General features: G+C 52.3%; 14 protein-coding genes. 10 read left to right on the forward strand and 4 right to left on the reverse strand.

The window, feature by feature from the left end:
* The first annotated feature begins 4 nt into the window (after positions 1–4).
* A complete protein-coding gene (gene rsgA / locus AB4124_RS17310) occupies positions 5–1,084 on the forward strand; it encodes a ribosome small subunit-dependent GTPase A (protein ID WP_441973636.1) in 1,080 nt (359 codons plus the stop codon).
* Between the two features lie 221 nt (positions 1,085–1,305).
* On the opposite strand, the gene AB4124_RS17315 is transcribed toward rsgA, so the two are convergent.
* The gene (locus AB4124_RS17315; RefSeq protein WP_441973637.1) at positions 1,306–2,298 is read right to left on the reverse strand and encodes a lysylphosphatidylglycerol synthase domain-containing protein; all 993 of its coding nucleotides are present in this window, start codon (positions 2,296–2,298) and stop codon (positions 1,306–1,308) included.
* 406 nt (positions 2,299–2,704) lie between these two features.
* Between AB4124_RS17315 and AB4124_RS17320 the strand changes: the two genes are divergently transcribed.
* The 6 genes from AB4124_RS17320 (at position 2,705) to AB4124_RS17345 (ending at position 7,746) form a co-directional block, all read left to right on the forward strand.
* Positions 2,705–3,130, forward strand: a complete 426-nt coding sequence (locus AB4124_RS17320; RefSeq protein ID WP_076321417.1) for a DoxX family protein — start codon at positions 2,705–2,707, stop codon at positions 3,128–3,130.
* 94 nt (positions 3,131–3,224) lie between these two features.
* Complete coding sequence (locus AB4124_RS17325; RefSeq protein ID WP_441973638.1) at positions 3,225–3,998, forward strand: gluconate 2-dehydrogenase subunit 3 family protein; 774 nt, start codon at positions 3,225–3,227, stop codon at positions 3,996–3,998.
* Positions 3,999–4,065: 67 nt separating this feature from the next.
* A complete protein-coding gene (locus AB4124_RS17330; protein WP_441973824.1) occupies positions 4,066–5,745 on the forward strand; it encodes a GMC family oxidoreductase in 1,680 nt (559 codons plus the stop codon).
* 74 nt (positions 5,746–5,819) lie between these two features.
* Entirely contained in the window at positions 5,820–6,014 is a 195-nt protein-coding gene (tatA, locus tag AB4124_RS17335; protein ID WP_339264954.1) for a twin-arginine translocase TatA/TatE family subunit, read from the forward strand.
* A 58-nt stretch (positions 6,015–6,072) separates the two neighbouring features.
* Entirely contained in the window at positions 6,073–6,447 is a 375-nt protein-coding gene (locus tag AB4124_RS17340) for a cupredoxin domain-containing protein (RefSeq protein WP_441973639.1), read from the forward strand.
* 372 nt (positions 6,448–6,819) lie between these two features.
* Positions 6,820–7,746: a DUF2268 domain-containing protein gene (locus AB4124_RS17345; RefSeq protein ID WP_441973640.1), complete on the forward strand. Its 927-nt coding sequence runs from the start codon at positions 6,820–6,822 to the stop codon at positions 7,744–7,746.
* 170 nt (positions 7,747–7,916) lie between these two features.
* Here AB4124_RS17345 and AB4124_RS17350 read toward each other — a convergent pair whose 3' ends face one another.
* The 3 genes from AB4124_RS17350 to AB4124_RS17360 all read right to left on the reverse strand — a co-directional run bounded on the left by AB4124_RS17350 (position 7,917) and on the right by AB4124_RS17360 (position 10,314).
* Complete coding sequence (locus AB4124_RS17350) at positions 7,917–8,750, reverse strand: ABC transporter permease (RefSeq protein WP_441973641.1); 834 nt, start codon at positions 8,748–8,750, stop codon at positions 7,917–7,919.
* Between the two features lies 1 nt (position 8,751).
* Positions 8,752–9,708, reverse strand: a complete 957-nt coding sequence (locus AB4124_RS17355) for an ABC transporter ATP-binding protein (RefSeq protein ID WP_441973642.1) — start codon at positions 9,706–9,708, stop codon at positions 8,752–8,754.
* Positions 9,709–9,933: 225 nt separating this feature from the next.
* On the reverse strand, positions 9,934–10,314 hold the full coding sequence (locus AB4124_RS17360; RefSeq protein WP_441973643.1) for a DUF1877 family protein: 381 nt from the start codon (positions 10,312–10,314) through the stop codon (positions 9,934–9,936).
* A gap of 261 nt (positions 10,315–10,575) precedes the next feature.
* On the opposite strand from AB4124_RS17360, the gene AB4124_RS17365 reads away from it, so the two are divergent.
* The 3 genes from AB4124_RS17365 (at position 10,576) to AB4124_RS17375 (ending at position 24,463) form a co-directional block, all read left to right on the forward strand.
* A complete protein-coding gene (locus tag AB4124_RS17365; protein ID WP_379406139.1) occupies positions 10,576–11,100 on the forward strand; it encodes a CueP family metal-binding protein in 525 nt (174 codons plus the stop codon).
* A gap of 768 nt (positions 11,101–11,868) precedes the next feature.
* Positions 11,869–12,252: an aspartate 1-decarboxylase gene (gene panD / locus AB4124_RS17370; RefSeq protein ID WP_339264943.1), complete on the forward strand. Its 384-nt coding sequence runs from the start codon at positions 11,869–11,871 to the stop codon at positions 12,250–12,252.
* A 28-nt stretch (positions 12,253–12,280) separates the two neighbouring features.
* Entirely contained in the window at positions 12,281–24,463 is a 12,183-nt protein-coding gene (locus AB4124_RS17375; RefSeq protein ID WP_441973644.1) for an amino acid adenylation domain-containing protein, read from the forward strand.
* Positions 24,464–24,525 lie beyond the last annotated feature (62 nt).

The following is a 24,525-nucleotide window of genomic DNA, read 5'->3' on the forward strand; positions in this document are numbered from 1 at the left end:
TATCATGAATCTAACAGACTATGGCTTTCTACCGCAAAATTATTCAATAGACATAGAGGGGACTTATGCAAGAGTTACCGCTGTGCATAAAGGGAGCTACAGCCTTGTTACCGAGTATGGTGAATGCACCGCAAAACTAAAATCGAGTGTTTATTTCAACAACTGTACTGAGGAATTCCCCACTACTGGTGACTTTGTAGAAATTCAATACAACACAGAGGGTGAAAGCCTTATTATAAAAACGTTAAAACGCAAATCCAAATTTGCGAGAAATGATTTATCCGGTCATGGGTCTGAGTATGTCAAAACCATTAAAGAGCAGACGGTTGCTGCTAATTTCGACTATGTATTCATCATGCAATCCCTTAATCACGATTTGAATCTAAAGCGATTAGAACGCTATTTAACTCTATCATGGCAGTCGGGCGCAGTACCTGTTGTGGTGCTGACGAAATCAGATTTAATAGAAGACTACTCTGCACAACTTACTTCAGTCAAACAAATTGCGATTGGCGTGGATGTTCACGCGATCAGTGCAAAAACGGGCTATGGCATTGACGGACTTGCAGACTATTTTAAAAAAGGAAAGACCGTTGTTTTTCTCGGATCGTCGGGTGCGGGAAAATCCAGTCTTGTCAATGCTTTGGCAGGCCAGAAGGTGATGTCTGTCAAAGAAATTCGAGAAGATGATAGCAAAGGAAGACACACCACCACGCATCGTCAGCTGATTAGATTGGACAGCGGCGTGATGGTTATTGATACCCCTGGCATGCGTGAGCTTGGTATGTGGAATGTTTCTGAAGGCTTGAGAGAGAGTTTTTCTGATGTAAAACAGTTTTTAGGACGATGCAAATTTTCAGATTGTAAGCACCAAAGCGAGCCTGGTTGTGCGATAAAAATGGCGATTGAGGACGGAAACCTTGCCTATGAACGGTGGGAAAGTTATCTAACTCTTAAAAAGGAAGCTGCGTTTGTTGATGATAAAGCTACTTATTTACGCAGTAAAGACCATCAGCAAGTAACTATGAAAGTATGGGAAAGGCAGAAGAGTAAGGAGACTCGTCGTACTAACGATAAACATTGATTTTACTGATAAGCAATACGAACCAAGTGAGAAAAAAGAGAGGGCCATCCCACAAAAGGATGGCCCTAAAATTTTACAGCTACAGTCAGGTGGAGACCCCTATCACAAGTAACATTATTGGATTAGGGCAATGCAGAAGTAAGAACGGTACCTCATTGAGATATTATTTGGCTGATACGGTGTCATATCCTTGACGGCGGGTAACCAGTATTTCCGGAAGTTTATACATCAAACTGGGTACGGTATCGACCTAGTGCAAACTCAATGCCTCCCATTACCAGTCCAATGAGCCAAGGGATCAAATAGTACATCAAACGAAATAATACAAGAACCGCAGCGTTTGTTTCAGGAGGGTATCCAAGGGCCTGAAGACCAAGCAGGGTAATGAGATCAAAACCGCCAATGCCGCCAGGTGTCATACTGACAAGACCAGTCGCTACGGCGACGGTATAAATGCCTAATGCCGTTCGAAGAGGAAATTCCGGAAGTAGAGTCGCCGCAATCGCCCAGAAGGCAACGCCTGCTAATAGCCACTCCACGACAGAGACACCTACAGCTGCAACGATTATGGACAGATTCATCTGGGGCAGATTGCGGTTCAGCCATTTGCTATAGAAGGGAGTCCGCTGAAAGAGCAGGTACCCCGGCAGATAAAGCGCGATCGCCCAGACAGCATACAAGGTCCAGCGATGAGATTGAATCACCGCATCGATCGGAAACAGCCCGGTCAAATCCCCCCAAGCCAGCAGCGAAACTCCCGTAATTGTAATAGTAGCCAGAAAGGCAATACAAGCTGTTATGGTTGGTATCGAAACTCCTCGCCCTCGGTATAGGAAGGTACGAAGCGCGGCACCAACGATCCCGGCAAATCCTATAACATTGTTTGACGTGTTAGCAATCCATGCATAGCGGAAAGTCGCCCAAATCCCGAGAGGAAGCTTGAAATGATGCCGAAGCAAAAACTCATAGACGCTAACCGATGCGACTGCGACTAGGGATAGAGACAATAGAAGGAAGATTCGTGTAAGGTCGAGATGCTTAAGGATATCCAGCGTGGTAGCCCAGTCAATCCGGCCCAGCTCAGACTTTCCCGCCCAAACAATCATTCCGAGGATGATCATAGGAATCAAGATCTTCACAATTTTCATGCGATATAATGTTGAGATGAGTTTTAAATTCCCCAATCGTGCAAACTGCTTTTTCACCTTTGCCATTTGCATTCTTCCCCTTACGTTTATCGTATATCTAGTATGCCCATAAGGACTCTCATTTAAAATCCGAAGCTAAGTATCAATTATCAATTCATACTTTTCTTTTAAAGCAAATGGGGTACACCGAAACTTAACTAAGGTCATCACGCTATATGAATAGCCGCTTTCAAGCAGCGTTTTTCTGGTTTTTAAATTTGCTGATAAGATTCCCCTAAAACAGTATCATTTTTTGACATAATTTAAAGTTATTATTTACCCATCAAGCGAAATGACAAATCATTGAAAACTCTAAGAAAAGGAAGGGATTGAATATGGCAAATTATACGCTAGAGGAAAAAGACAGCTTTATCGTTTTAGGAATTGGAACGGGACTCGTTTTTGTAATTAATAGAAATGAGGAGGGAAACAAATGAGTAAGATGATCGGTGTGGAAACGACCATGAAAGTAAATACCCAGCCCCACGGAAAAATGGTTGCTTATTGGTCAGTCACATTACTACTCGCAGCAGCTATTATGCTAAGTGGTATCGGACAACTGATGCAATTTGGAGGCAACCTCGATTTAGTTACGAATCTGGGCTACCCATTATACATATTGACTATTCTCGGGATATGGAAAGTGCTTGGAGCCATCACTCTCGTCGTGCCAGGTTTACCTCGACTTAAAGAATGGGTTCACGCAGGAATCTTCTTTTTGATGACGGGTGCGGCATTGTCTCATGCATTTGCTAACGATTATGGTGATTACGGTTTTAATCTTATCCTTCCGCTTTCATATGCTGCACTAAATATCTTTTCGTGGGCTCTACGACCAGCAAAGAGCCGCTTACACTAAAATACAATTGCAACATTTTGAATATTGCGATGTTACCACATGGTTGAATCAGTGGTCATGTCAGCCCTCCGGTAGAAAACCGGGGGGCTCTTTTTTGTTTCCAAAAAAGCAGGCAACAAGGCGCTCTATTCTTATCATAGACGTAAATAGGGCTGGCTGCGTGCGTCGTTCCTTTATGAAAGAGCTGGGCGGTCTGATCGTTGGCAGCGTGTTCGGGGGTGTCCTGACGGACAATCTTGAGAAAAACAACTCCCCCGCACCGGCCAGCAGCAAGCCGGAAGCTTCGTTGCAGGATGCGCTAATGTTCTTTAATCAGGAGCAGTTTAAAATGACCGAAGCGGCGGTCGAACGGATTTATCCCGAAGATGAGAACGGTCCTGGAGCCAAGGCGCTGGGCGTAGCCTTTTTTATTGATCATCAGCTTGCAGGTCCTTGGGGATATAATGCGCGGGACTATATGATGGGTCCTTTCGTCCAAGCCCAGGCAACGCAGGGAGAGCAGTCGCGCCTGAAACGCAACGAAATGTTCACGTTGGGTCTGGAGGGACTTAAGAGTTACTGCCAGCAAAAGTATAAAAAGGTTTTTACGGAACTTGAGGCTCAGCAGCAGGATGAAGTGCTGACCGTCATGGAAAAGGAGGATAAATTTCCCATGCGCGGGGTGACGAGCAGCAGTTTCTTCAAGATGCTGAGAAATTTGACGATCGAAGGGGTCTACGCGGATCCGCTCTATGGCGGCAACCGGAATATGAACGGGTGGAAGATGCGGAATTTTCCGGGCAACCAGATGAGTTATGCCCAGCAGATTACGAAGGAAGGGCTGGTTCAGATGAAGCCGAAGAGCCTGCAGGCTCACATGAGCGAATAAATTTCACAGATATAAGGGGACATCAGACGTGGGCAAATTACCTAAAGTACCAGTGGTTATTGTTGGAATGGGTTGGGTCGGCGGCATTATTGCGGCCGAACTGACCAAAGCGGGCATCCAGGTAGTCGGATTGGAGCGCGGAAAGAGCCGAAGCACAGAGGATTATTTCATGGATCATGACGAGCTCCGGTACGCGCGGCGTTTTGAACTAATGCAGGATCTATCCAAGGAAACGATCACCTTCCGCAATTCGGAGTCAATGAGGGCGCTGCCGATGCGCAGCTATGGCTCCTTTCTGCTGGGAGACGGGCTCGGCGGTGCCGGATCGCACTGGAACGGGCAGACGCACCGCTTCCTGCCGTATGACTTTGAAATCTACAGCCAGACGGTCGATCGGTATGGAAAAGGCAAAATTCCCACGGGCATGCAGCTGCAGGACTGGGGAATCACTTATGACGAAATCGAACCGTACTACGACAAGTTTGAGCAGGTAGCCGGCATTTCGGGGGAATCGGAAGCCAATCCGATGCTTGGCAAACGGTCCCATCCGTTTCCGACCCCGCCGATGAAGAAAACGCCGATTTTGCAGCGGTTCGAAGAGGCGTCGAAGAAACTCGGATACCATCCGTACATGATCCCTTCGGCAAACCTGAGCGAGAACTACAAAAATCCCGACGGCATATCCCGGGCAGCCTGCCAGTACTGCGGATTTTGTGAGCGGTTCGGCTGCGAGTACGGTGCCAAGGCGGATCCTGTCGTTACCGTCATTCCGACGGCGATGGCCACCGGCAAGCTGGAGGTGCGCACCTTCTCGAACGTGACCGAAATTCTCCATGACGGCAAAAAAGCGACCGGCGTGGTGTACATCAACACAGTGACCGGGGAAGAGGTGACCCAGCCGGCGGACGTGGTCGTTCTCGGCAGCTTCATGCTGAACAATGCGCGCCTGCTGTTGAACTCCAAGCTCGGGACGCCTTACAACCGGAAGACCGGACGGGGGACCATCGGCCGAAATTATGCGTATCAGGTCAACTCCGGACATGCGGTCGGCTTTTACGATGACGAAGAGTTCAGCACGTTCATGGGCGCCGGGGCGCTCGGGATGGAGTTCGACGACTTCAACGGGGATAATTTCGACCATTCCGATTTGAAGTTTCTGCACGGGGCTGGAATCCGGATCAGCCAGAACGGCCTACGTCCGATCGAGAACAATCCGGCGCCGCAGGGTACGCCGACCTGGGGCAAGAAGTGGAAGGAGACCACACTAAAGTATGCCAACCGGGTGCTGACTGTGGCGACGCAAGGGGCTAGCCTGCCCTGGAAGCACCATTACCTGGATCTGGATCCGACTTATAAGGACATTTACGGCAAACCGCTGCTGCGGATTACGTTTGATTTCGAAGATCAGGACCGAGAGCTGACGAAGTTTCTGGCAGCCAAGGCGGGCGAGGTTATGAAGGAAATGGGGCCTTCCCATGTGGAGATCAAGGACAAGCTGGACCCGTATAATATCGTTCCTTACCAGTCCACCCACAATACCGGAGGCGTCATTATGGGAGCGGACCCGGAAACGTCGGCCGTGAACAGTTACCTGCAGATGTGGGAAGCGGAAAATGTGTTTGTGGTGGGTGCTTCGGCATTCCCGCATAATAGTGGATACAATCCGACCGATACCGTCGGCGCGCTCTCCTACAGGGCGGCGGAAGGGATCCAGAAATATTTGAAACAGGGAGACATGCTTGTCTGAACGGGCAAGTCCTTCCATGCTTATGCGATTAACATGCTACTTCATGAGACTTCATGGGAAGGGAGGGATCGGCTATGCTTTCGACGATTGGAATACCGGGGCTGCTGCTGTTGCTGCTGCTCGCCCTGCTGCTGTTCGGACCGTCCAAGCTGCCTCAGCTTGGCAGGGCGGTGGGAGCGACACTTCACGAATTCCGCAACTCCGCTCGTCATCTGACGGAAGAGGACGAAGAGAAGCAGGACGCGGGGCGCCGCCAGGAAGATCACTAGGAATGGTTTGTTTGGTTCGAAGATGGCAACTTAATTATTTTATCTGGAGGGATTTGACATGAAAAAATGGATGTTGATTGGACTTACCTTGCTGCTGGTTGTGGTGCTGAGCGCATGCGGAGGCGGCGGCAGCTCGTCGGACGAGTCCTCGTCTTCAGACGGATCGGATGGTGTAAAAGAAATTAAGGTGACGGCGTCAAACTTTAAGTTCGAGCCTACCGAGATTAAAGTCAAAAAGGGCGAAAAAGTCAAAATTACGCTGGAGAACAAAGATGGAAATCACGGCCTGGCCATTCCCGATTTCAACGTTGACCTACAGCAGCCTGGCTCGACCGAATTTACCGCCGATCAAGTTGGTGAGCATGAATTCCACTGCTCCGTCATGTGCGGAGCCGGTCACAGCGATATGAAGGGGACCTTGATTGTTGAATAAATATGTATGCGGTTGAGACCGCCGGATTGCCGCCTGGATGACTGCGGGAGGCAGATCAAGAAAGCGTTGACCAGCCGGACCATAAAGGTTCGCGCTGGCGGCGCTTTTTTTGCATATTGTGAATTCAGCAATCTATGAGAATTGTCTGAATCGATGACATGATAGTTTTTAGGAAGAGATAATAAATGAATATATCTATAGTCGACATATCATCGTTGTCTTCTTTTCAAATATAATGTTTGTGTATTATTCAATAAATCGTCCACGCTCAGGACTGTGGTTGGATTCATGTTAGAAGATAATAAGTTCTTGACTATGACGTTAGGTCATAGTGCATAGTTCTCTATGAATACATAACTAGGAGTGAGAGAAATGAATATAAAATCACTGCGTTCAGATCATATTTATCAAAAAGTTGCCCAAGCTTCACCCGAGGAAAAGCTTGAATTATTCAGAAACGAAATGATGGCTCCCTTTATGAAACAATGGCAAATTCAACAGATTCCTTTTAAAGCTGAAGAGGCGAATGGTTTTGACGTTATTACGTTTAATAGTATGATGCATCGATCCCCTGATCAGATTACCCCTCAGATTTCGGCAGAGATCGAGCTGATTTCGTCCGAATCATTTTGGTTAGAGTGTGAGCATGCTGTGAAGAAAAGCCTGCATCTATTTGTAGAGCATGAAATTAACCTCCCCGTGTCCGATTATTTGTTTACCATTCAACTAGGGAATCCGGAAAACGGTGCCTTAGCAATAAACGAAGGATATAGCGGCTTTGGGGGCATTCCTGGGTTTATCTGGGTTACACTCTTGCCAAATGAGTACACGATTCCTCGAATGAAGGCTGCGCTGGCGCACGAATGCAACCATAATGTGCGATATCAATTTATTCAGTGGGATCACACGGTTAATCTGGGCGAGCTGATTGTAAGTGAAGGATTAGCTGAAAACTATGCTACGTTCATGTTTGGAGAAGAATTGCTCGGCCCTTGGGTAACGAAAACAAATGCAGAAACACTGAACAGGCGCATAAAGCCTGTGCTTAGAGAGCAATTGCAATTAACTGGGTTTGATCAATTTGCTCCGTATCTTTACGGTGACGAGATTGCAAAACTTCAAAACTTTAAACCGGTTAACATGCCTTATAGTGCCGGATACGCTTGCGGATATCATTTAATCCAATATTATTTAAGAAAAACAGGAAGAACGATTTTCGAGGCCACAATAACACCTGCTGCTCAAATACTAGACGAGGTAAAAGAATTTTGGAATGAAGAAACCATTATTAGTTATTAATGATTAAGCTAACGGGGAACGATAGCTTAATCAAAATAAGAAGGCAGCCGATCAATGTGATCAGTTGCCTTCTCGTTTTTTCGGGAAAAATGAACTGCGCACTAAAGCGGATAAGGAGGGGAAGGGTAACCTTCCATTGAATAATCGAGGCATAGGGACAGAACTTTTCTCTACTTCTCAACACGCCAATCTACCTTTTTCAAGATCAATACGATGGAGACCAGCGAGAAAAACAAGAGTACAAGCGAGTTCCAAGCGACAGACCCGGACCAACCCGATATCAGCACCTCCCGCATGGCCTCAGCTGCGTAAGTGGTTGGGAAGATATAAGAGAACCATTGCAAGATCACAGGCAATTGATCCATATCCACCATGACAGGCGTCAAAAACGAGATGAACATCATCAACGCCTGGACCAGCATATTCGTCAATTGATGGCTAGGCGACCAGAAGCCGATCAGTACACCCGCGCCAACCACGCTAAAGACGGTGAGCAGCAATACAGGGACAAGTCCCCAGCTGTAGTGGAATTGAATGCCGTAAGCAAGTTGACCAATCATCGCCAGGATAATAAAAGACGGTACGCACATGATCAAGCCGCGCAGCAGATTGGCGAAGATGAAGTTTACCTTGGCAATCGGCAGGGACGAATAGTACGTGAAGTGGCCTTGATGCTTCTGCCAAGATATCTCCTGAGCCATGGAATTGAGGCCCATGACGATTAAGCCGAAGAGCATATTTCCTGTAATAATACGGGTCATGACAGCCGGCGTTGGGTCGACCGTAAAGAATTTGAGAAACAACAGCGTCGTTAAAGGAAACATGCATGCCATGATGAAAATCCAAACCCATGCCTCGCGGATAATCGTGAATTGAATGCGGGCCAGGATCAGCCATTCCGTCATTCTGCGTTGGATTATGCTCTGCTGCTGGTGCCCTTGGAGAAAGACCGCTTCTTGCAGTTGCAAGTCATGACTTTGCATGGATGGTTTCATCTGTTCCATGTTAGACCACCTCCGTTTTGGCAGGCTGATCCTGTTCGTCATCGATATGGAAATAGACATCCTCAAGATTCGGCGGGACCAATGAATACTCTTCGATTGGTAACTGCTGCTCAGTCAAGACGTCAATCGCGTGGCTGGCATCTTGCTTCTCAATCAGTGTCCGGATTCGGTTTTCTCCTGTTTTGGTCCACTGTCCCAGCGCGCTTAAGCTTCGGCAAACATAATCGCTCTCGCCTAAGGAAGTCGTAATTTCCAGCTTCATCCGCTGATCGACCCTTTGTTTTAAGACACTGACATGATCGATGGCCAATAGCTTGCCGTGATTTACAACAGCTACTCTGTCTACGACCTGTTCGGCCTCCAGCACGTTGTGTGTCACCAAGATTACGGTTACTCCTTGGCGATTGCGTTCCTGAATCAGATCCCATACGAGCCTTCTCTTTTTAGGGTCCAGTTCATTGGTCGGTTCATCCAGGATCATGACGGGGGAAAAGCCGATCAAGCAAGTACCAATCCCGATTAAACGCTTCTGTCCGCCAGAAACGTTTTTCAAGAGCTTATGACGGAGGTCATGCATTCCAAAACGTTCCAACAATTCCTCTGTTTGGTTTACGGCGGACTCCTTCGTCAACCCCCGCAATCTTCCCGTAAAATACAAAGCTTCCCAGGTTTTTAAACTGGTCAGGGCGTGAGGCTCTTGCGAGTAGTAGGCCACCTCCTGAGCAACTCGCTTGGTTTGGGTCTGTACGCTGGTTCCTTTATAACGTACCGAACCTGAGGTGGGAGCAAGGTGGCCTACCATCTGCTTGATTAGCGTGGATTTTCCTGCTCCATTCGGACCGAGCAAACCGAGAATCTCCCCTTGTTGAACGTCGAAGCTTATGTTTTGATTGGCGATAACCTTTCCTTTTTTGTACGTTTTATTCACATGCTCTAATTGATAGATCAGCCTCATCATTCTTGCCCCTTTCTGCTCGTACTATGGTTTTGCTGCTACGTGTATGAACCCCGAGAGAGTATGTATTCTTTGACTGATCAATGCTGTGATTGAGCTGGTGCCTAAGTATACTTAACGGTAAATGAGCAGGCGTTAATATTAAGATACCGTATTGCTCTGCCAAGGAGTGACGGGCGACAGAATGGTTTTCGTCTCTGTCTCAAGACGGAGACGGCATGCTGAGCTCTAGATCCCAATATTACGATCACAAGATATATGTAACGCCATTCCGCGAAAAAGCGGGTGATGATAGTGAACGTACGCGGAGTTCATGCTTAGAGCGGAAGAAAACGAAAAGCTGGACAAAATCACGAATTGATTGTGAGCATATGAAGTTAGGGGAGGAAACCCATGAGCCTGCTCTGTCGTCATTGGAACAACATAGCTAAGAGGGGGCTCACCTTCGACTATATCTCCACAAAGCAAGTAGTGAATCGCCTCCCAGGATCTATCAATATCCAGTCCGGGATAATCCTCTATTTTCAAATTCTCCAATGCAATTTCGCCGGTAGCGATTTGCTGCACCAGTTTGTCATCAATAGCAAAGTAATATCCGTACATGCCCATGTTGTCACCCTTCTCCATTTTTAGTAGTGACTCTACTGAACTATCTAAATGTAACACCCGGAAATTGTGTATTTCAAGGAATATTGGATATAATCGTCAAATTTAAGTGTTTAAAGTAAAGTTTGAGGGTGCTGCCTCTATCTATTATTAGGATAAGGTGGAGGAAATGGTGTGAAATTGAGCACCGATTACTTAAGTAGAAATGTGATACAATCAAAAAAGTTTGGCCTTTCAATATGACAAGAAAAAGGGAGTGGAATAATGAAAAAGGGTTTGCTCATAGCTTCAGTTTTATTACTAAGTCTTGTGTCAGTAGCTTGTAACAACGATAATAGTGTATCGAATGAAGTGGGGATACAGGAAATTAAAGAAAAAGTCCATGCGTATAGTGTTGGTACCTTTGAGGATGTAACTGCATCTATTACATCACATGAACTAATTGTGACTGATAATGGTAAAAAGACTTCTTTTGACCTTCCAGAGAACGAATTTTTTGTTTCGATTGCACCGTTTGTTGAATACACACATGAATGTGCTATCCACAATTTAACGGGGTGCCAAGGCGAATTAGTAGAAAAAAACTTCGATGTGCTTATTCGGGATGAAGAAGGTAATGTGGTGATGGATGAAAACATTACTTCTTTAAAGAATGGTTTTATTGATCTATGGTTACCGCGAGATCGGACATATCAAGTGAAAATTGAGTATGATGGCAAAACAGTAGAATCTGAAATCGCTACTTTTAAAGATGACAATACTTGTATCACAACGATGCAACTAACATAACAAACAATAAAGCATTAAAGCCTGATCGTTCGGGCTTTTTTATTTTATGGGTATAGGTGGAATCAGGAACTTTTTCATAGGCCTCTTAATTTATGGTAGGAATGCTCAAAAAAGTAAAAGAATTTACCCCTCTGTTGAAAGATTATCTCCCTATCACAAGTGAAGGTTTAGCACTACTATAAGGGTAGGTTGTAAGAGATTCGAGAAAAGTTGTTGCGCAGCAACACTTTAGTCCATTACCGCTACACCCGGTTACACGGCATGATTTCCTCCCCTGCGCAGTACTGAACTGCCTGTATGATGAGCTGCTGCGATGTAAGTACAAGCCACGTTTTTTTGTTTCTGCTGTCAAGATATTCAATCAACTGGAACCGCACAAAGTATTAACCTGCCTAATTAGCATGACTCTCTCTCCAATAGCATGAGCATGCCCAATCAGCAATATTCCACACAAAAAGCATGAGCTGCCAGTCAACATGATCCCCTCACAATGGCATGAAATAACCCGCTCAGCATGATCCCACACATAAGCATGAACTTGCTTATTCCGTACGAAACAGCCACATTGGCACAAATTTGCCGCAGAATTTCTTTTTTGAACGGCTTGATTGCTCCAGATTGTTCTTTTTCGTTAAGACAGAGAAACAATGTAGGTTTGTTTGCATTCTGAATGTTCATTAAAAAAGAATAGTTGGAAAATAACGTTCGTTATAAAGAAGTTAGTAAGTTTTATTTTTCCAAAGACTACTCCACAAGGAGAGTGTATTCATGTTTAGAGAGATGCATAAGTCCAAAATTCACCGTGCTGTCGTGACGGAGGCCAATTTGAATTACGTGGGAAGCATAACCATCGATCAGGATATTTTGGATGCATCGGACATCCTGGAGAACGAAAAAGTGCAAGTTGTCAATATAAATAACGGAGCCAGGCTGGAGACGTATGTCATAACAGGTCCAAGAGGCTCGGGTATGGTTTGCTTGAACGGCGCTGCTGCCAGACTGGTGCAGCCGGGCGACCGCGTCATTATTATTTCTTATGCAATGATGGAGGAATCGGTAGCCCGGACGTATCGTCCGCATGTCGTCATTTTGGACGAGCATAATCGCATCGTAACGGAGGATTATCAAGAACTGCATTCCACAACGGTGTAATAAAAGACAGAACGGAGGGCTGCCGACTATGAGAACCATCCGTAATTTGTCCGGCGTATTGCTGGCGCGCAAGGAAAACGATGCGGGAATTTTATTTTGCGAAAGCGGTCAGGAGCGTTACTTGTCGTATGGCCAATTACTTGTATTGGCCGGAAGGGCGCTCCATCTGCTGCGCGAGCAGGGCCTTGAGCCAGGCGACTTTGCCGTTATGCAGACGGAAGATAACGAACGGTTTATCCTTCTATTCTGGGCTTGCGTGCTCGGCGGCATTGTCCCTGTACCTGTGACGGCGGCGCGTACGGACGAAGGACACAAAAAGCTGATCCAGGTATGCAAGCAGTTGGAAGCTCCGAGATTGCTCTGTGATGAGGAGCTTTGGCCGGGAATTCAAGGCTACGCTTTGAAGCACGGGGAGGCGGAGGCGCTGGCCCAGCTCGAGTCCGGTAGCGTGCCGGTTTCTGAGATATTTGCAGCGGCTGCGGATGCAGTTCGGCCCGAGGCTGAGTCATATGACGCAGCCGAGACGGACACCGCATTCATCCAGTTTACATCAGGTTCTACCGGAGATCCGAAGGGGGTCGTATTAACGCACGGCAATATTCTGTCGAACATGCGCGCCATTATCCTTGGGGCGCAGTCGACGGAGAGGGATTCTTCGCTAAGCTGGCTGCCATTGACGCATGATATGGGACTCATCGGTTTTCATCTTTCGCCCCTGTTTTGCGGCATGAATCAGTTGCACTTGCCAACCTCGACGTTTGTGCTTCATCCGATGAAATGGCTGGAACTTACGCATAAGCATCGGGTGACATGCCTCTCTTCGCCGAATTTCGGCTATGTACATTTTCTGCAGCATTGGAAGCCGGAAGGGGCGGCGGCATGGGATTTATCTTGCGTCAGGTTGATTTTTAACGGGGCCGAACCGATATCAGCCGCCCATTGCCGCGATTTTCTGGAGGCGATGAAGCCGTACGGGTTAAAGGGGAATTGCATTTTCCCGGTGTATGGGCTTGCGGAAGCAAGTCTGGCCGTGACGTTCCCGGGGACGGAAGATCACCTGAATACCGCCCTGCTTGAGCGCCAATCGCTCGCTGTCGGACAGCCTGTACGAATGGCCGCGCACGGGGATCATGCCGCGATCGAGATCGTCGAGCTGGGTTTCCCCGTACAAGAGTGCGAGGTGCGCATTTGCGACGAAACGGGAAACCCTTCGGCAGCAGGCAGCGTAGGCTTGATTCATATTAGAGGCCGCAACGTTACAAGCGGCTACTATAAGCGGCCCAATGTAAACAAGCAAACGATTTTCCCGGACGGTTGGCTGAATACGGGAGATTTGGGTTTCTTGCTGGAAGGGCGTTTATATGTGACGGGCCGCATGAAGGACGTCATTTTCGTCAACGGGCAAAATGTGTATCCGCATGACCTAGAGACGTTGATCAGTAGCCTGAAAGGGGCCGAAATCGGGAAAACGGCAATTGCCGCCGTTCAGGATCTGACGACCAAACGGGATGCGATCGCCGTTTTTATTCAGCATCGCGGCAAGACCGGCGGATTTGTACCGCTGATGGCTGAGGTGAAAAAACTGCTGAACAGATCGGCCGGTCTGGACGTTGCTTTTATTGTCCCCATTCGGCGAATTCCGAAAACGACCTCCGGTAAAATCAGGCGCTACGTATTGGCGGAAGCGCTGCGCGAAGGCGAGTTTGCCGAAACGCTTGCCGAGTTGGCTGAGCTGGAAGCGGCGGCCACGCTTAAGCGGTGTGATGCGGAAGGCGGCGATGCCTTGCGCGGGGATGTCGGCTTGGAGCCAGCCATGGAGACGGAAGAGCGGATCATGACCATCTGGCGCGAGGTGTTGAAAAAGGATTCCATAGGCCGGAAGGACAGCTTTCTCGAACAAGGAGGCAATTCGCTCAAGGCGGCTTATGCCGCCGCCAGGCTGCAAGAGACGTTTGGCGTCGAGCTTACCCTTACCGAGCTGTTTTTGCATGATACGGTGGGTTCGCTGGCCGCTTTGCTGGAGCAAAAGGCCCAGGAGGGCGAAGGAACAGCCGCCGCCGTCCCTCCGCTGGTGTCCAAAGCAGAGGAGCGGACGGTTTATCCGGCGACCTCGACGCAAAAGCGACTGTTCATTTTGGAAGAGCTGAATCCGGGGCTGCTGGGCTACAATCTGCCGTTTGCGGTCCAGGTGAAGGGCCCGCTCGATATTGAACGATTCCGCGCGGCGTGGCAGGCGCTGATTGAGCGGCATCCGGCGCTGCGGACGTCCTTTTATATGGAAGATGGCAATGTGATGCAGCGCATTGAGCAGGCGGTTGAGCCTCCGCTTGCCGTCGTTGACGGAAGCAGCTGGCCGGCGTCTGTGCTGACGATGCGGCAGCGCAGCTTCCTGCAGCCGTTTGATCTGGAGCAAGCACCGCTGCTGCGCATGGAGCTTGTGCTGCTTGAGCGTGAGTCAAGTGTGCTGCTGCTGGATATGCATCATATCATTACGGACGGAACGTCGATGGGCATTTTGATGTCCGATCTTACGAGGTTTTATGAGGGGAACGCGCCGGAGCCGTTGTCCATTCATAGCGGGGATATAGCGCTGTGGGAGGAAACGGGCCGAAGCGGCGGCTGGCTAGAGCGTCAGAAGCTTTATTGGCATGAAATCTTTCGGGATGGTGTGCTGTCTCCGGCGCTTCCGTCCCCCCGTCCAAGGCCGCAGAAGCCAAGCTACCGCGGGGCAATTGAGCGCTTCGAGCTGGAGCCGGAGCTTGCCTTATCGCTGCGGGCGTTAGCTAGACGTGAGGGCGTAACATTATACACCGTCCTGCTTTCGATTTATTATGTGCTGCTGGCGAAATATACGGGCGAATCCGACATCGTTGTCGGCACAGCAGCTGCGAGACGGGGGCGGCCGGAGCTGCAAAGCGTAGTCGGGATGTTCGTCAACATGGTTCCGATCCGCCTGCGCGGGCAAAGCGATTTGCGCTTCGATCAATGGCTGATGCAGGTCAATGGGGAGGCGCTTGCGGCTATCGGCAATGGGGATGTGCCTTATGAAGAAATAGCCGAGTTGGCGAATGTGAAACGGGAATATGGGCGGAATCCGCTGATTGATTCGGTGTTTACGCTGCAAAATATGGAGCTGCCCGAATGGCGGGGCAAGAATGTCGTTTATGCACCCCAAGCGATGGACAGCGGCTCGGCCAAGTTTGACCTGACTTGGGAGTGCGCGGATAACGGCGTTAGTATCGCATTTACGCTGGAGTATGCGCTGGATTTGTACGATGAGCGTGCCGCCCGACAATTGGCTCGGCATTATGTAGCGCTGGCCCGGGCAGTCGCCGCGCAGCCGCATGCGGCGCTTGGCGAGCTTGAACCCATCGATGCGCAAGAGCGGGAACGGCTGCTCCGGCGTGGACGTTCATTCGCCGCACCGCCGCAGGAGCTGTCGCTGCACAGGCTGTTTGAACGGCAAGCGGTGGAGACACCGCAGAAGATTGCCGTTGAAATGGGCGAGAGGGCGTATACCTACGGCGAGCTGAACGAACGTGCCAATCGGTTCGCGCGCGCGCTTGTGCGGCGCGGCGTTGCGCCGGGGGCAAAGGTGGCTCTGCTGCTCTTGCGTTCGCCCGATATGATTACGGCGATATTGGCTGTGCTGAAAGCGGGAGCGGTCTATGTGCCGATTGACCCGCAATATCCCGAAGAACGGATTTTGTTTATGCTGCAGGATACAGAAGCGCGGGTGATCGTGACTGCGGCTGCGATGATGGAGATGGTCGCACGGCTTGCCGGAGACAGCATAGATGTCGTCGACATGGATGGACTCGATACAAGATGGGACGGCGAGTCCGGCCATAATCTGGACTTTGATGGCTCGGCAGACGATCTCGCTTATATCATGTACACGTCCGGATCGACGGGCAAGCCGAAAGGGATTATGACCACGCATCGCAATGTGTCCCGGATTGCTGTCCATACCGATTATGTAAGCATTTCGGAAAACGATGCGCTGTTGCAGCTTTCCAACTATGCCTTTGACGGTTCAACGTTCGATTTGTACGGAGCGCTGTTGAACGGCGCGAAGCTGACGCTGGTCGGAGAGGAAGAGGTTGCCGACGTTGTGCGACTGGCCGAGCTGATTGAGGGCAGAGGCATTACCGTATTCTTTGTGACGACGGCGCTGTTCAATACGCTGGTCGATCATGGGCTGGAGTCGCTGCGCGGCGTGCGCCATATTTTATTTGGCGGAGAGCGGGCTTCCGTACCGCATATCCGCAAAGCGCTCCGCGCGCTTGGATCGGGCGTGCTGCTGCATGTCTACGGCCCTACGGAAACGACGGTGTTCGCTACCTGCTACAGGGTCACAGAGACATGGGACGGACGAGGAACGGCCACCCTACCGATCGGCACGCCGATCGCGCGTTCGGAAACGCTGGTGCTGAATGAGCAGGGCCGATTGCAGCCCGACTGGGTGCCGGGCGAGCTGTGGATTGCGGGCGAAGGTGTCGCATCCGGCTATGTGAATTTGCCGGAACAGACGGCTTCGAAGTTTAGGCCGCATCCATTCCGGGAAGGCGAAACTGTGTACGGGACCGGCGACCTGGTGCGCCGCCTGCCTGACGGGAATTTGGAGTTTCTGGACCGGATCGACAGCCAGGTCAAGCTGCGGGGTTACCGGATTGAATTGGGCGAAATCGAAAGCAGGCTGCTGGATTGCGCGGGCGTCAAGGAAGCGTTTGTGGCGCTGATCGAGAATGACGGCGCGCCGTATTTATGCGCTTATATCGTTGCGGAGCAAACCGAAGGGCGGGCAAGCGTTCGGAGCCAACTGACTGGCAAGCTGCCGGCATTTATGATTCCCGCCGCGTTTGTGCAGTTAGAGAAACTGCCGCTAAACGCTAACGGCAAGGTGGACAAAAAACGTCTGCCTGCGCCGGAGCGCGCAATCTCTTATGAAGCGCCCGCCACAGAAACGGAGATCATCGTCGCAAGATTGTGGCAAGAAGTACTTCATGCGGAGCAAGTTGGCGCGCTTGACCATTTCTTTGAGCATGGCGGCCATTCCCTGAAGGCGGCCGCATTGACCTCGGCAATCTACAAGCAGTGCCGGGTGCGTATGCCGCTTCAGGAAATTTTCAAACTGCCGACGGTCAGAGAGCAAGCATCCTGGATTGACAGGGCTGCCAAGGAAGCGTACGAACCTGTTGCGGACGCGCCGAAAGCCGCATCCTATCCGCTCAGCCCGCCGCAGCGGCGCATGTTTTTGGCGGAAAGCATGGCTGATATCGGACTAACCTACCATATTCCGCTTGCGCTTAAACTGTCGGGCGCGGTGGGTGAGACCAGAATCGAACCGGCGCTTCGGAAGTTGATCGAACGGCATGAGCCGCTGCGGACCTCCTATCATTGGATTGACGGCGTTCCGGCCCAGATCGTGCACGATTCGGCCGCCTTTGTTCTGCAAACGGCGGAGCTCGCGGAGACGGCGCTTCCGGAATGCTTGAGCGAGTTTTTCCGGCCGCTTGAGCTTGCCGCAGCGCCGCTGCTCGCCGCATGTTATTGCCGGCCCGAATCGGAGGGAGCGGAGGCCTATCTCCTGCTCAACATCCACCATATCGCGGCGGACGGTATATCCGTCAAGCTGCTCTTGGAGGAGTTGACCGCTTTGATCGACGGCGCGGAACTTGCGCCTTTGGCTTTGCATTACAAGGATTATGCCGTTTGGCAGGAGCGACAGTCCGGCTCGGAGCGGGCCAGGGCAAGCCAAGCGTTTTGGACGGAGCAGCTTGCAGAGCCTACGGCGCCGCTCGATATGCCGCTGGATCGGCCACGCGGCGACCGTCAGACATTTGCGGGCGATACGTATACCTTCCAAATTCCCGCGGCACTCGCGGCACGGCTGAAAGAGACGGCCGCAAGCGCCGGAGCGAGCATGAACAGCCTGCTTTTTGTGGCTTACGCGCTGTTGCTCAAGGGAACGACGCATCAGTCGGAATTTGCAATCGGTTCTTTGGCGGCAGGCCGGACGCATCCGGACACGGCCCGGATGATCGGCATGTTCAACCAGTTTCTGCCGATTCGGATGCGGGTGGCGGACGAGCTGCCGATCCTGGCGTTTGTCGGTGAGACACATGGGCGTCTGCTTGCCGCATACGAGCATGGCGATGTCAGCTTCGAGCAGATGATGGAAGCGGCTCGGTATCCGCATGACCCGTCGCGCAACCCGCTGTTCGATACGATGCTGATCGTTCACAACCAGTTTGAAGACGAGAAGCTGGCGGCGCGCGGCGACGGCTGGAGCATGGAGCCTTTGCCCGTCAGCCACGGAACATCCAAGCTGGACTTCAAGCTTGATCTGTACAGCGATGGCGAAGGCGGTCTGCGGGCGGAGCTGGAGTACAATACGGGATTGTTCCATAAAGACACGATGGAGCGATTGGCAGCGCGGCTGCTTTACATTTTGGAGCAAACGGTCGCCAGCCCCGATTTGAACTGCGGCGACGTCGCCATGGCGACGCCTGACGAAGAAGCCGCCTTTGCGGCATGGAATGATACGGGACATTCGTACCCGGCGGAGAAGACGATTCACGGATGGTTCGCGGAGTCCGCACGGCGGTGGCCGGACCTCCCGGCGGTGCGGTCTGCCGAAGGATCGCTGACGTACGGGGAGCTGAATGACCGCGCCGAACGCATGGCTGCCGTGCTAAGAGGCAAGGGGGTTGCGGTCGAAACGATTGTGCCGATTGCCGCTCAGCGCTCGTTGTCCATGATGATTGCGATCATAGCGGTGCTCAAGGCGGGAGGGGCCTATTTGCCGATCGACCCAGAGCATCCACACGAGCGGATCCGCGGTATTCTGGAGGATAGCGGGGCCAGGCTTCTTCTGGCGGGGACCAAGTGGATTCATACGCTCCCGGCCTTCCATGGAGAAGCGCTCGATCTGGACGCGCTTGCGGCTGCCGCCGTTTCGGAGCTGCCGAAGGTCGAGGAAGAAACGGACCTGTCGCCTCAAGCGGGCCCCGAGCATTTGGCGTATGTCATTTATACGTCAGGCTCCACCGGCAAACCCAAAGGCGTTATGGTGGAGCACCGCGCGGCGATCAACCGACTGAACTGGATGCAGACGGCTTATCCGCTGAATGAGCGCGACGTTATTTTGCAAAAGACGCCGATTACGTTCGACGTTTCCGTATGGGAGTTGTTCTGGTGGAGCTTTGCTGGCGCTTCGCTTTATTTGCTGGAGCCCGGTGGGGAGAAGGAACCGTCGGTCATGCTGCATACGATTAAGGAGCAGGCGATTACGGTTATGCATTTTGTGCCGTCTATGCTGGGCGTCTTTTTGCCCTATGCGGCGGACAGTGGCAGAGGCGGCGAGCTTTGTTCCCTGCGATACGTATTTACGAGCGGCGAAGCGCTCAAGCCCGCGCATGTCACAGGTTTTTACAGCCAGATGGAGCGCAGCGGCGGAGGGTGCCGGCTCATTAATCTGTACGGCCCGACGGAAGCGACGGTCGATGTCAGCTATTACGATTGCCCGGACGCTGGGGCGGGTACGATTCCGATCGGCAAGCCAATCCATAATATCCGGCTCTACATTGTGGACGAGCGGATGAGACCGCAGCCGATCGGCGTGTCCGGCGAGCTGTGCATCGCGGGTGCCGGTCTTGCGCGCGGATATCGCAACAGGCCGGATTTGACGGAGCAAAGCTTTGTTAAGAATCCGTTTACCGCAGGAGATAAGCTGTACCGTACCGGCGATCGCGCAAGGTGGCTACCGGACGGTAATATTGAATATTTGGGACGCTTTGACCATCAGGTCAAGCTGCGCGGTCTCCGCATCGAATGCGGCGAGATCGAGCACGCACTGCTCTTACAGGCGGAAGTTCGCGATGCCGTGGTGACGGCAGTGACGGACCATGCCGGAGAGCCAGCTCTTTGCGCATATCTAGTGACAGCGGAAGGGGAGGCGCCGGAGGAAGCGAGCCTTCGGGCTACACTTAAGGAACTGCTGCCGGAGTATATGATTCCTTCGTATTTCATTGCTATGGAAGCGTTTCCGCTAAGCCCGAGCGGCAAAGCCGACCGCAGCCGCCTGCCGCAGCCCCGGTTCGCTGAAGCTGCGGCAGGCGGCGAGGCGCCGAATACACCGACGGAGCAGCGGCTGGCCGAGCTTTGGCGAGAGGTGCTCGGTCTGGCCGCAAGCGGGTCGGGCGACCTGGCGGCGATCGGGAGAGAAGCCCATTTCTTCCAATTGGGCGGCCATTCCTTGCGAGCCGCGCAGCTTGCGGGCTTGATTGAACAGCGTTATGGAGCGGCGTTTGCGATGAAGGATGTGTTCGACGCTCCCCTGCTGAAAGAAATGGCGGCCCGCATCGACAACGCGGCTCCCAAGCGGGCCGTGGTTATTGCCCGGGCGGAAAGCCGGTCGTTCTACCCGTTGTCGCTCGCGCAGAACAGGCTGTTTGTGCTGCAGCAGCTTTATCAGGACAGCACGGCCTACAATCTTCCGCTTGCTCTGAATCTGACGGGCAAGCTTGATCAGGACAGGCTTCGCGAGGCGATTCAAGGGCTGATTGACCGCCATGAACCGCTGCGCACCAGCTTTGACTGGGCAGATGGCAAGCCGGTGCAGCATGTCCATGAGCGGGTTTCGTTTGAACTCGCCGTCCATGCCTTGACGGATGCGGCAGATTTGAATACATTTGCGCGTGCGGTCGTCCGCCCGTTCGATTTGCGAAAGGCTCCGCTAATTCGGGCGTTTCTCGCGACGGACGGCGAAAGTCGGCATACGCTGCTGCTGGACATTCACCACATCGTCGCCGACGGCGTGTCCATGAATGTGATGGCGCGCGATTTCGAGCAGCTGTATCGTGGGGGCTCCTTGCAGCCGCTGCCCATTCACTATAAGGATGCCGCCGTTTGGCAGCAGGATTGGATGGCTTCGGAGGCGAGAGAGCAGCAGGAGCAATATTGGGCGTTCCAGCTAGCGGGTACGCTTCCTGTGCTGCAACTGCCGATCGATTATCCGCGTCCCCCTGAACAAAGCTTCGAAGGTGCCAAGCTTGCTCTGCCGATTCCGGCGGAGCTTGTCGAGGGGACCTCGGCGGCGGCAGAGCAATGGGGCGTTACGCCATTCCATATATGGCTTACCGCCTACCATACGTTATTGCATCTGATGACGGGGCAAGACGATCTTATTGTCGGCACGCCGATCGCAGGCCGCTTCCATCCCGCAACCGAGTCTCTAATCGGCATGTTTGTCAATACGCTGCCGATTCGAAGCCAGCCATCCGGCGAACTGCCGTTCAGAGCGTTCGCCGAGCAGCTCAAAGAAATTGCGCTTGCGGCGCTGGACAACAGCTTGCTCCCGTTTGAGCATATGGTGACAATGCTGGATGTGCCGCGTGACCTGAGCCGCAATCCGCTGTTTGACACGATATTTGTGATGCAGCATATGGAGGCCGGACAGACGGCGGCGGACGCCTTGCAATTCGAGGTGCAAGTTCCGGACAATCGCGTATCGAAGCTGGACTTGACGTTTGAGATTGCGGATCATGGCGCAAAAGGCGCAGCTTTGACAATCGAATATAGGGCGGCGCTGTTTAAGGAAGACAGCATACGCAGAATGGCGGAATGGTATTTCCGTATTGTCGGCCTTGCACTGGCGGAGCCGGGGCGACCGCTCGGAGGGATCGGGCTGCAGGGCGCCGCAGAGGCACAGAAGCAGAGCGAAGCGTTCAATCGCACGGCAGCGCCGTATGCAAACGGCGATACGGTAGAGGTTTACCTCGAAAGGCAAGCGGCGGAAACGCCACAGGCGGTTGCGGTTGCGGCGGAGAACGGAGCATTGACGTATGCGGAATTAAACCGGAGGTCGAACCAGATGGCGCAGACGCTCAGAAAGCAAGGCATCAAGCGCGAGGAGCGCGTGGCCGTCGTGATGGATCGCAGTCTGGAGATGATGATTTCAATCTTTGGCGTGCTGAAGGCGGGCGGAGCTTATGTGCCTGTTACGCCGAGCTTGCCGCCCGATCGAATCCGCTACATGCTGGAGAATTCCGGAGCCAAGCTTGTCTTGACGAAGGGCAAAGCCCCGGAAGGTCTGGAGACGTCTCTGCCATTTACGGACGTTCATGAGGTGATGACGCAGGAGCGGGACGACTTCCCTGTAGAGAAGCTGCATGATTCACGTTCGCTTGCTTACGTGCTGTATACTTCGGGATCGACCGGACAGCCGAAAGGCGTCATGATCGAGCATCATTCCGTCGTCAACCGGATCGGCTGGATGCAGAAGCAATACGGACTGGACGCAAGCGGAGTCGTTATGCAGAAAACGCCGATTACTTTTGATGTATCGGTCTGGGAGCTGTTCTGGTGGAGCTTTGCGGGAGCCAAGCTAGTCCTGCTGCCTCCGGGCGGCGAAAAGGACCCCGCGCTTATGATGGATACAATCGCGCGGCATGGCGTAACGACGATGCATTTTGTGCCGTCCATGCTGCACCTGTTCTTGGAGGATCCCGGCTTGCTGCGCGGCGATGCCAGGCTGGAGAGCCTGCGTCATGTGTTCGCCAGCGGCGAAGCGCTGACTGCGGATCAGGTGCGGAGGTTCCGCGAGCGGATCGGAGTTCCGTTCAATGCCAGGCTTGTGAACTTGTACGGCCCGACCGAGGCGACGGTTGACGTTTCCTATTACGATTGCTCTGACGACGATAATTCGATCAACGATATTCCGATCAATATACCGATTGGCAAGCCGATCGACAACATCTCGCTTTATATCGTGAGCGAATCGATGAAGCTCCAGCCTGTCGGCATTGCCGGGGAACTGTGCATATCCGGCGCGGGCCTTGCGCGGGGGTATATCAGCCGGCCCGATTTGACGGAAGAAAAGTTCGTCGATAATCCATTTGCGGCAGGTAGTCTGATGTATCGGACAGGAGACCTTGCCAGATGGCTGCCTGACGGAACGATCGAATATTTAGGTCGAATCGACCATCAGGTAAAAATAAGGGGCCAGCGCATTGAATGTGGGGAAATCGAGCATGTGCTGCTCGGTCATCCGGCGGTCTCGGAAGCGGTGGTTATTAAGCGGGACGCCACAAGCGGAAGCGAATATTTATGCGCGTACATCGTTGGCTCAGAACCTGTAGACCATCAGGAACTGCGGGATTTTGCAGCGCTGCGCCTGCCGGATTATATGGTTCCGCAGGCCGTGGTGGAACTGCCAGCCATGCCCCTGTCTCCAAACGGCAAAACCGACCGGAAGGCGCTGCCGGAGCCGGAGCCGGAGCTGGCGGCGGGTAGGGCCACTCCGTTTGTCGAAGCGGCAAGCGATATTGAACTGGCGATTGCCACCGTATGGCATGAAATTCTGAAAAGAGATGACTTCGGCATCCATCATCGTTTCTTCGATGTTGGGGGAGAATCGCTGCTGCTGGTGCGGGTGCATCAACGGCTGGAGGAGTTGTATCCCGGCGCACTGGGCGTAACGGATTTGTTCACCTACCCGACGATCGCATCGCTTGCGGCTTATCTGGAGTCGAGAAATCGGGAGCTCGCCAGCTGGAGCTGGAGCGGTCTGTCGGTGGCAGACGACTGCGTCTGCAATGGTTATGCCGCAGAGCGTATCGGCAGCGTTCAGTTCCAACTGGACACGCTGGTATCGGAAGGACTTACGGAACTTGCGGCATCCCGCTCGGTAACGGTCGAAGCCGCGGCGTATGCCGTATATCTATACTTCTGGCGCGGCAAGTCCGGCATGGACCGGCTTGTGCTTCCGGCAATGACGGACAACGGGCTGATTGCTCCGAAGGAAATCGACTTTGGGGAGGTGCGGGATTTCGATACGCTGCTGCGGCATGCTGCCAAACGGGTGAACGCGGGAGAATGTTATAGCCCGCGGCAAATCAGAAAGCAGCCGCAAGCCGAAGCCGGATTTGCCTTGTTCCCATTATTTGCAGGAGCAGCGTTGCACGGGTTCAAGGAGCGGGAGGCGCTATTGGAACGATTCGATGTTGTGCTGTATATGAGTGGTGCTGCTGCCGCTGCCGCACCACGAGGGGCGGAAGTGCCAGAGCTTGGCGGGGTATGGACGTACGACGCCCGGCGCCTCAGCAAGGAAGCGGTGCTGGATTGGGCTTCCGCTTATCTGGAGCTGCTGTCAAGCGTGGTCGAGCAATATCGCGTCGCAATAGGAAGCGCCGAATCGGGGACGTAGCATGGGCCAAGGCGGGCTTAGCCTGACCCTGAGAATACATCTGATAGAAGGAAGAAAGGGGC

This window comes from Paenibacillus sp. 2KB_20 (assembly GCF_052115765.1).
Classification (GTDB): domain Bacteria; phylum Bacillota; class Bacilli; order Paenibacillales; family Paenibacillaceae; genus Paenibacillus_AQ.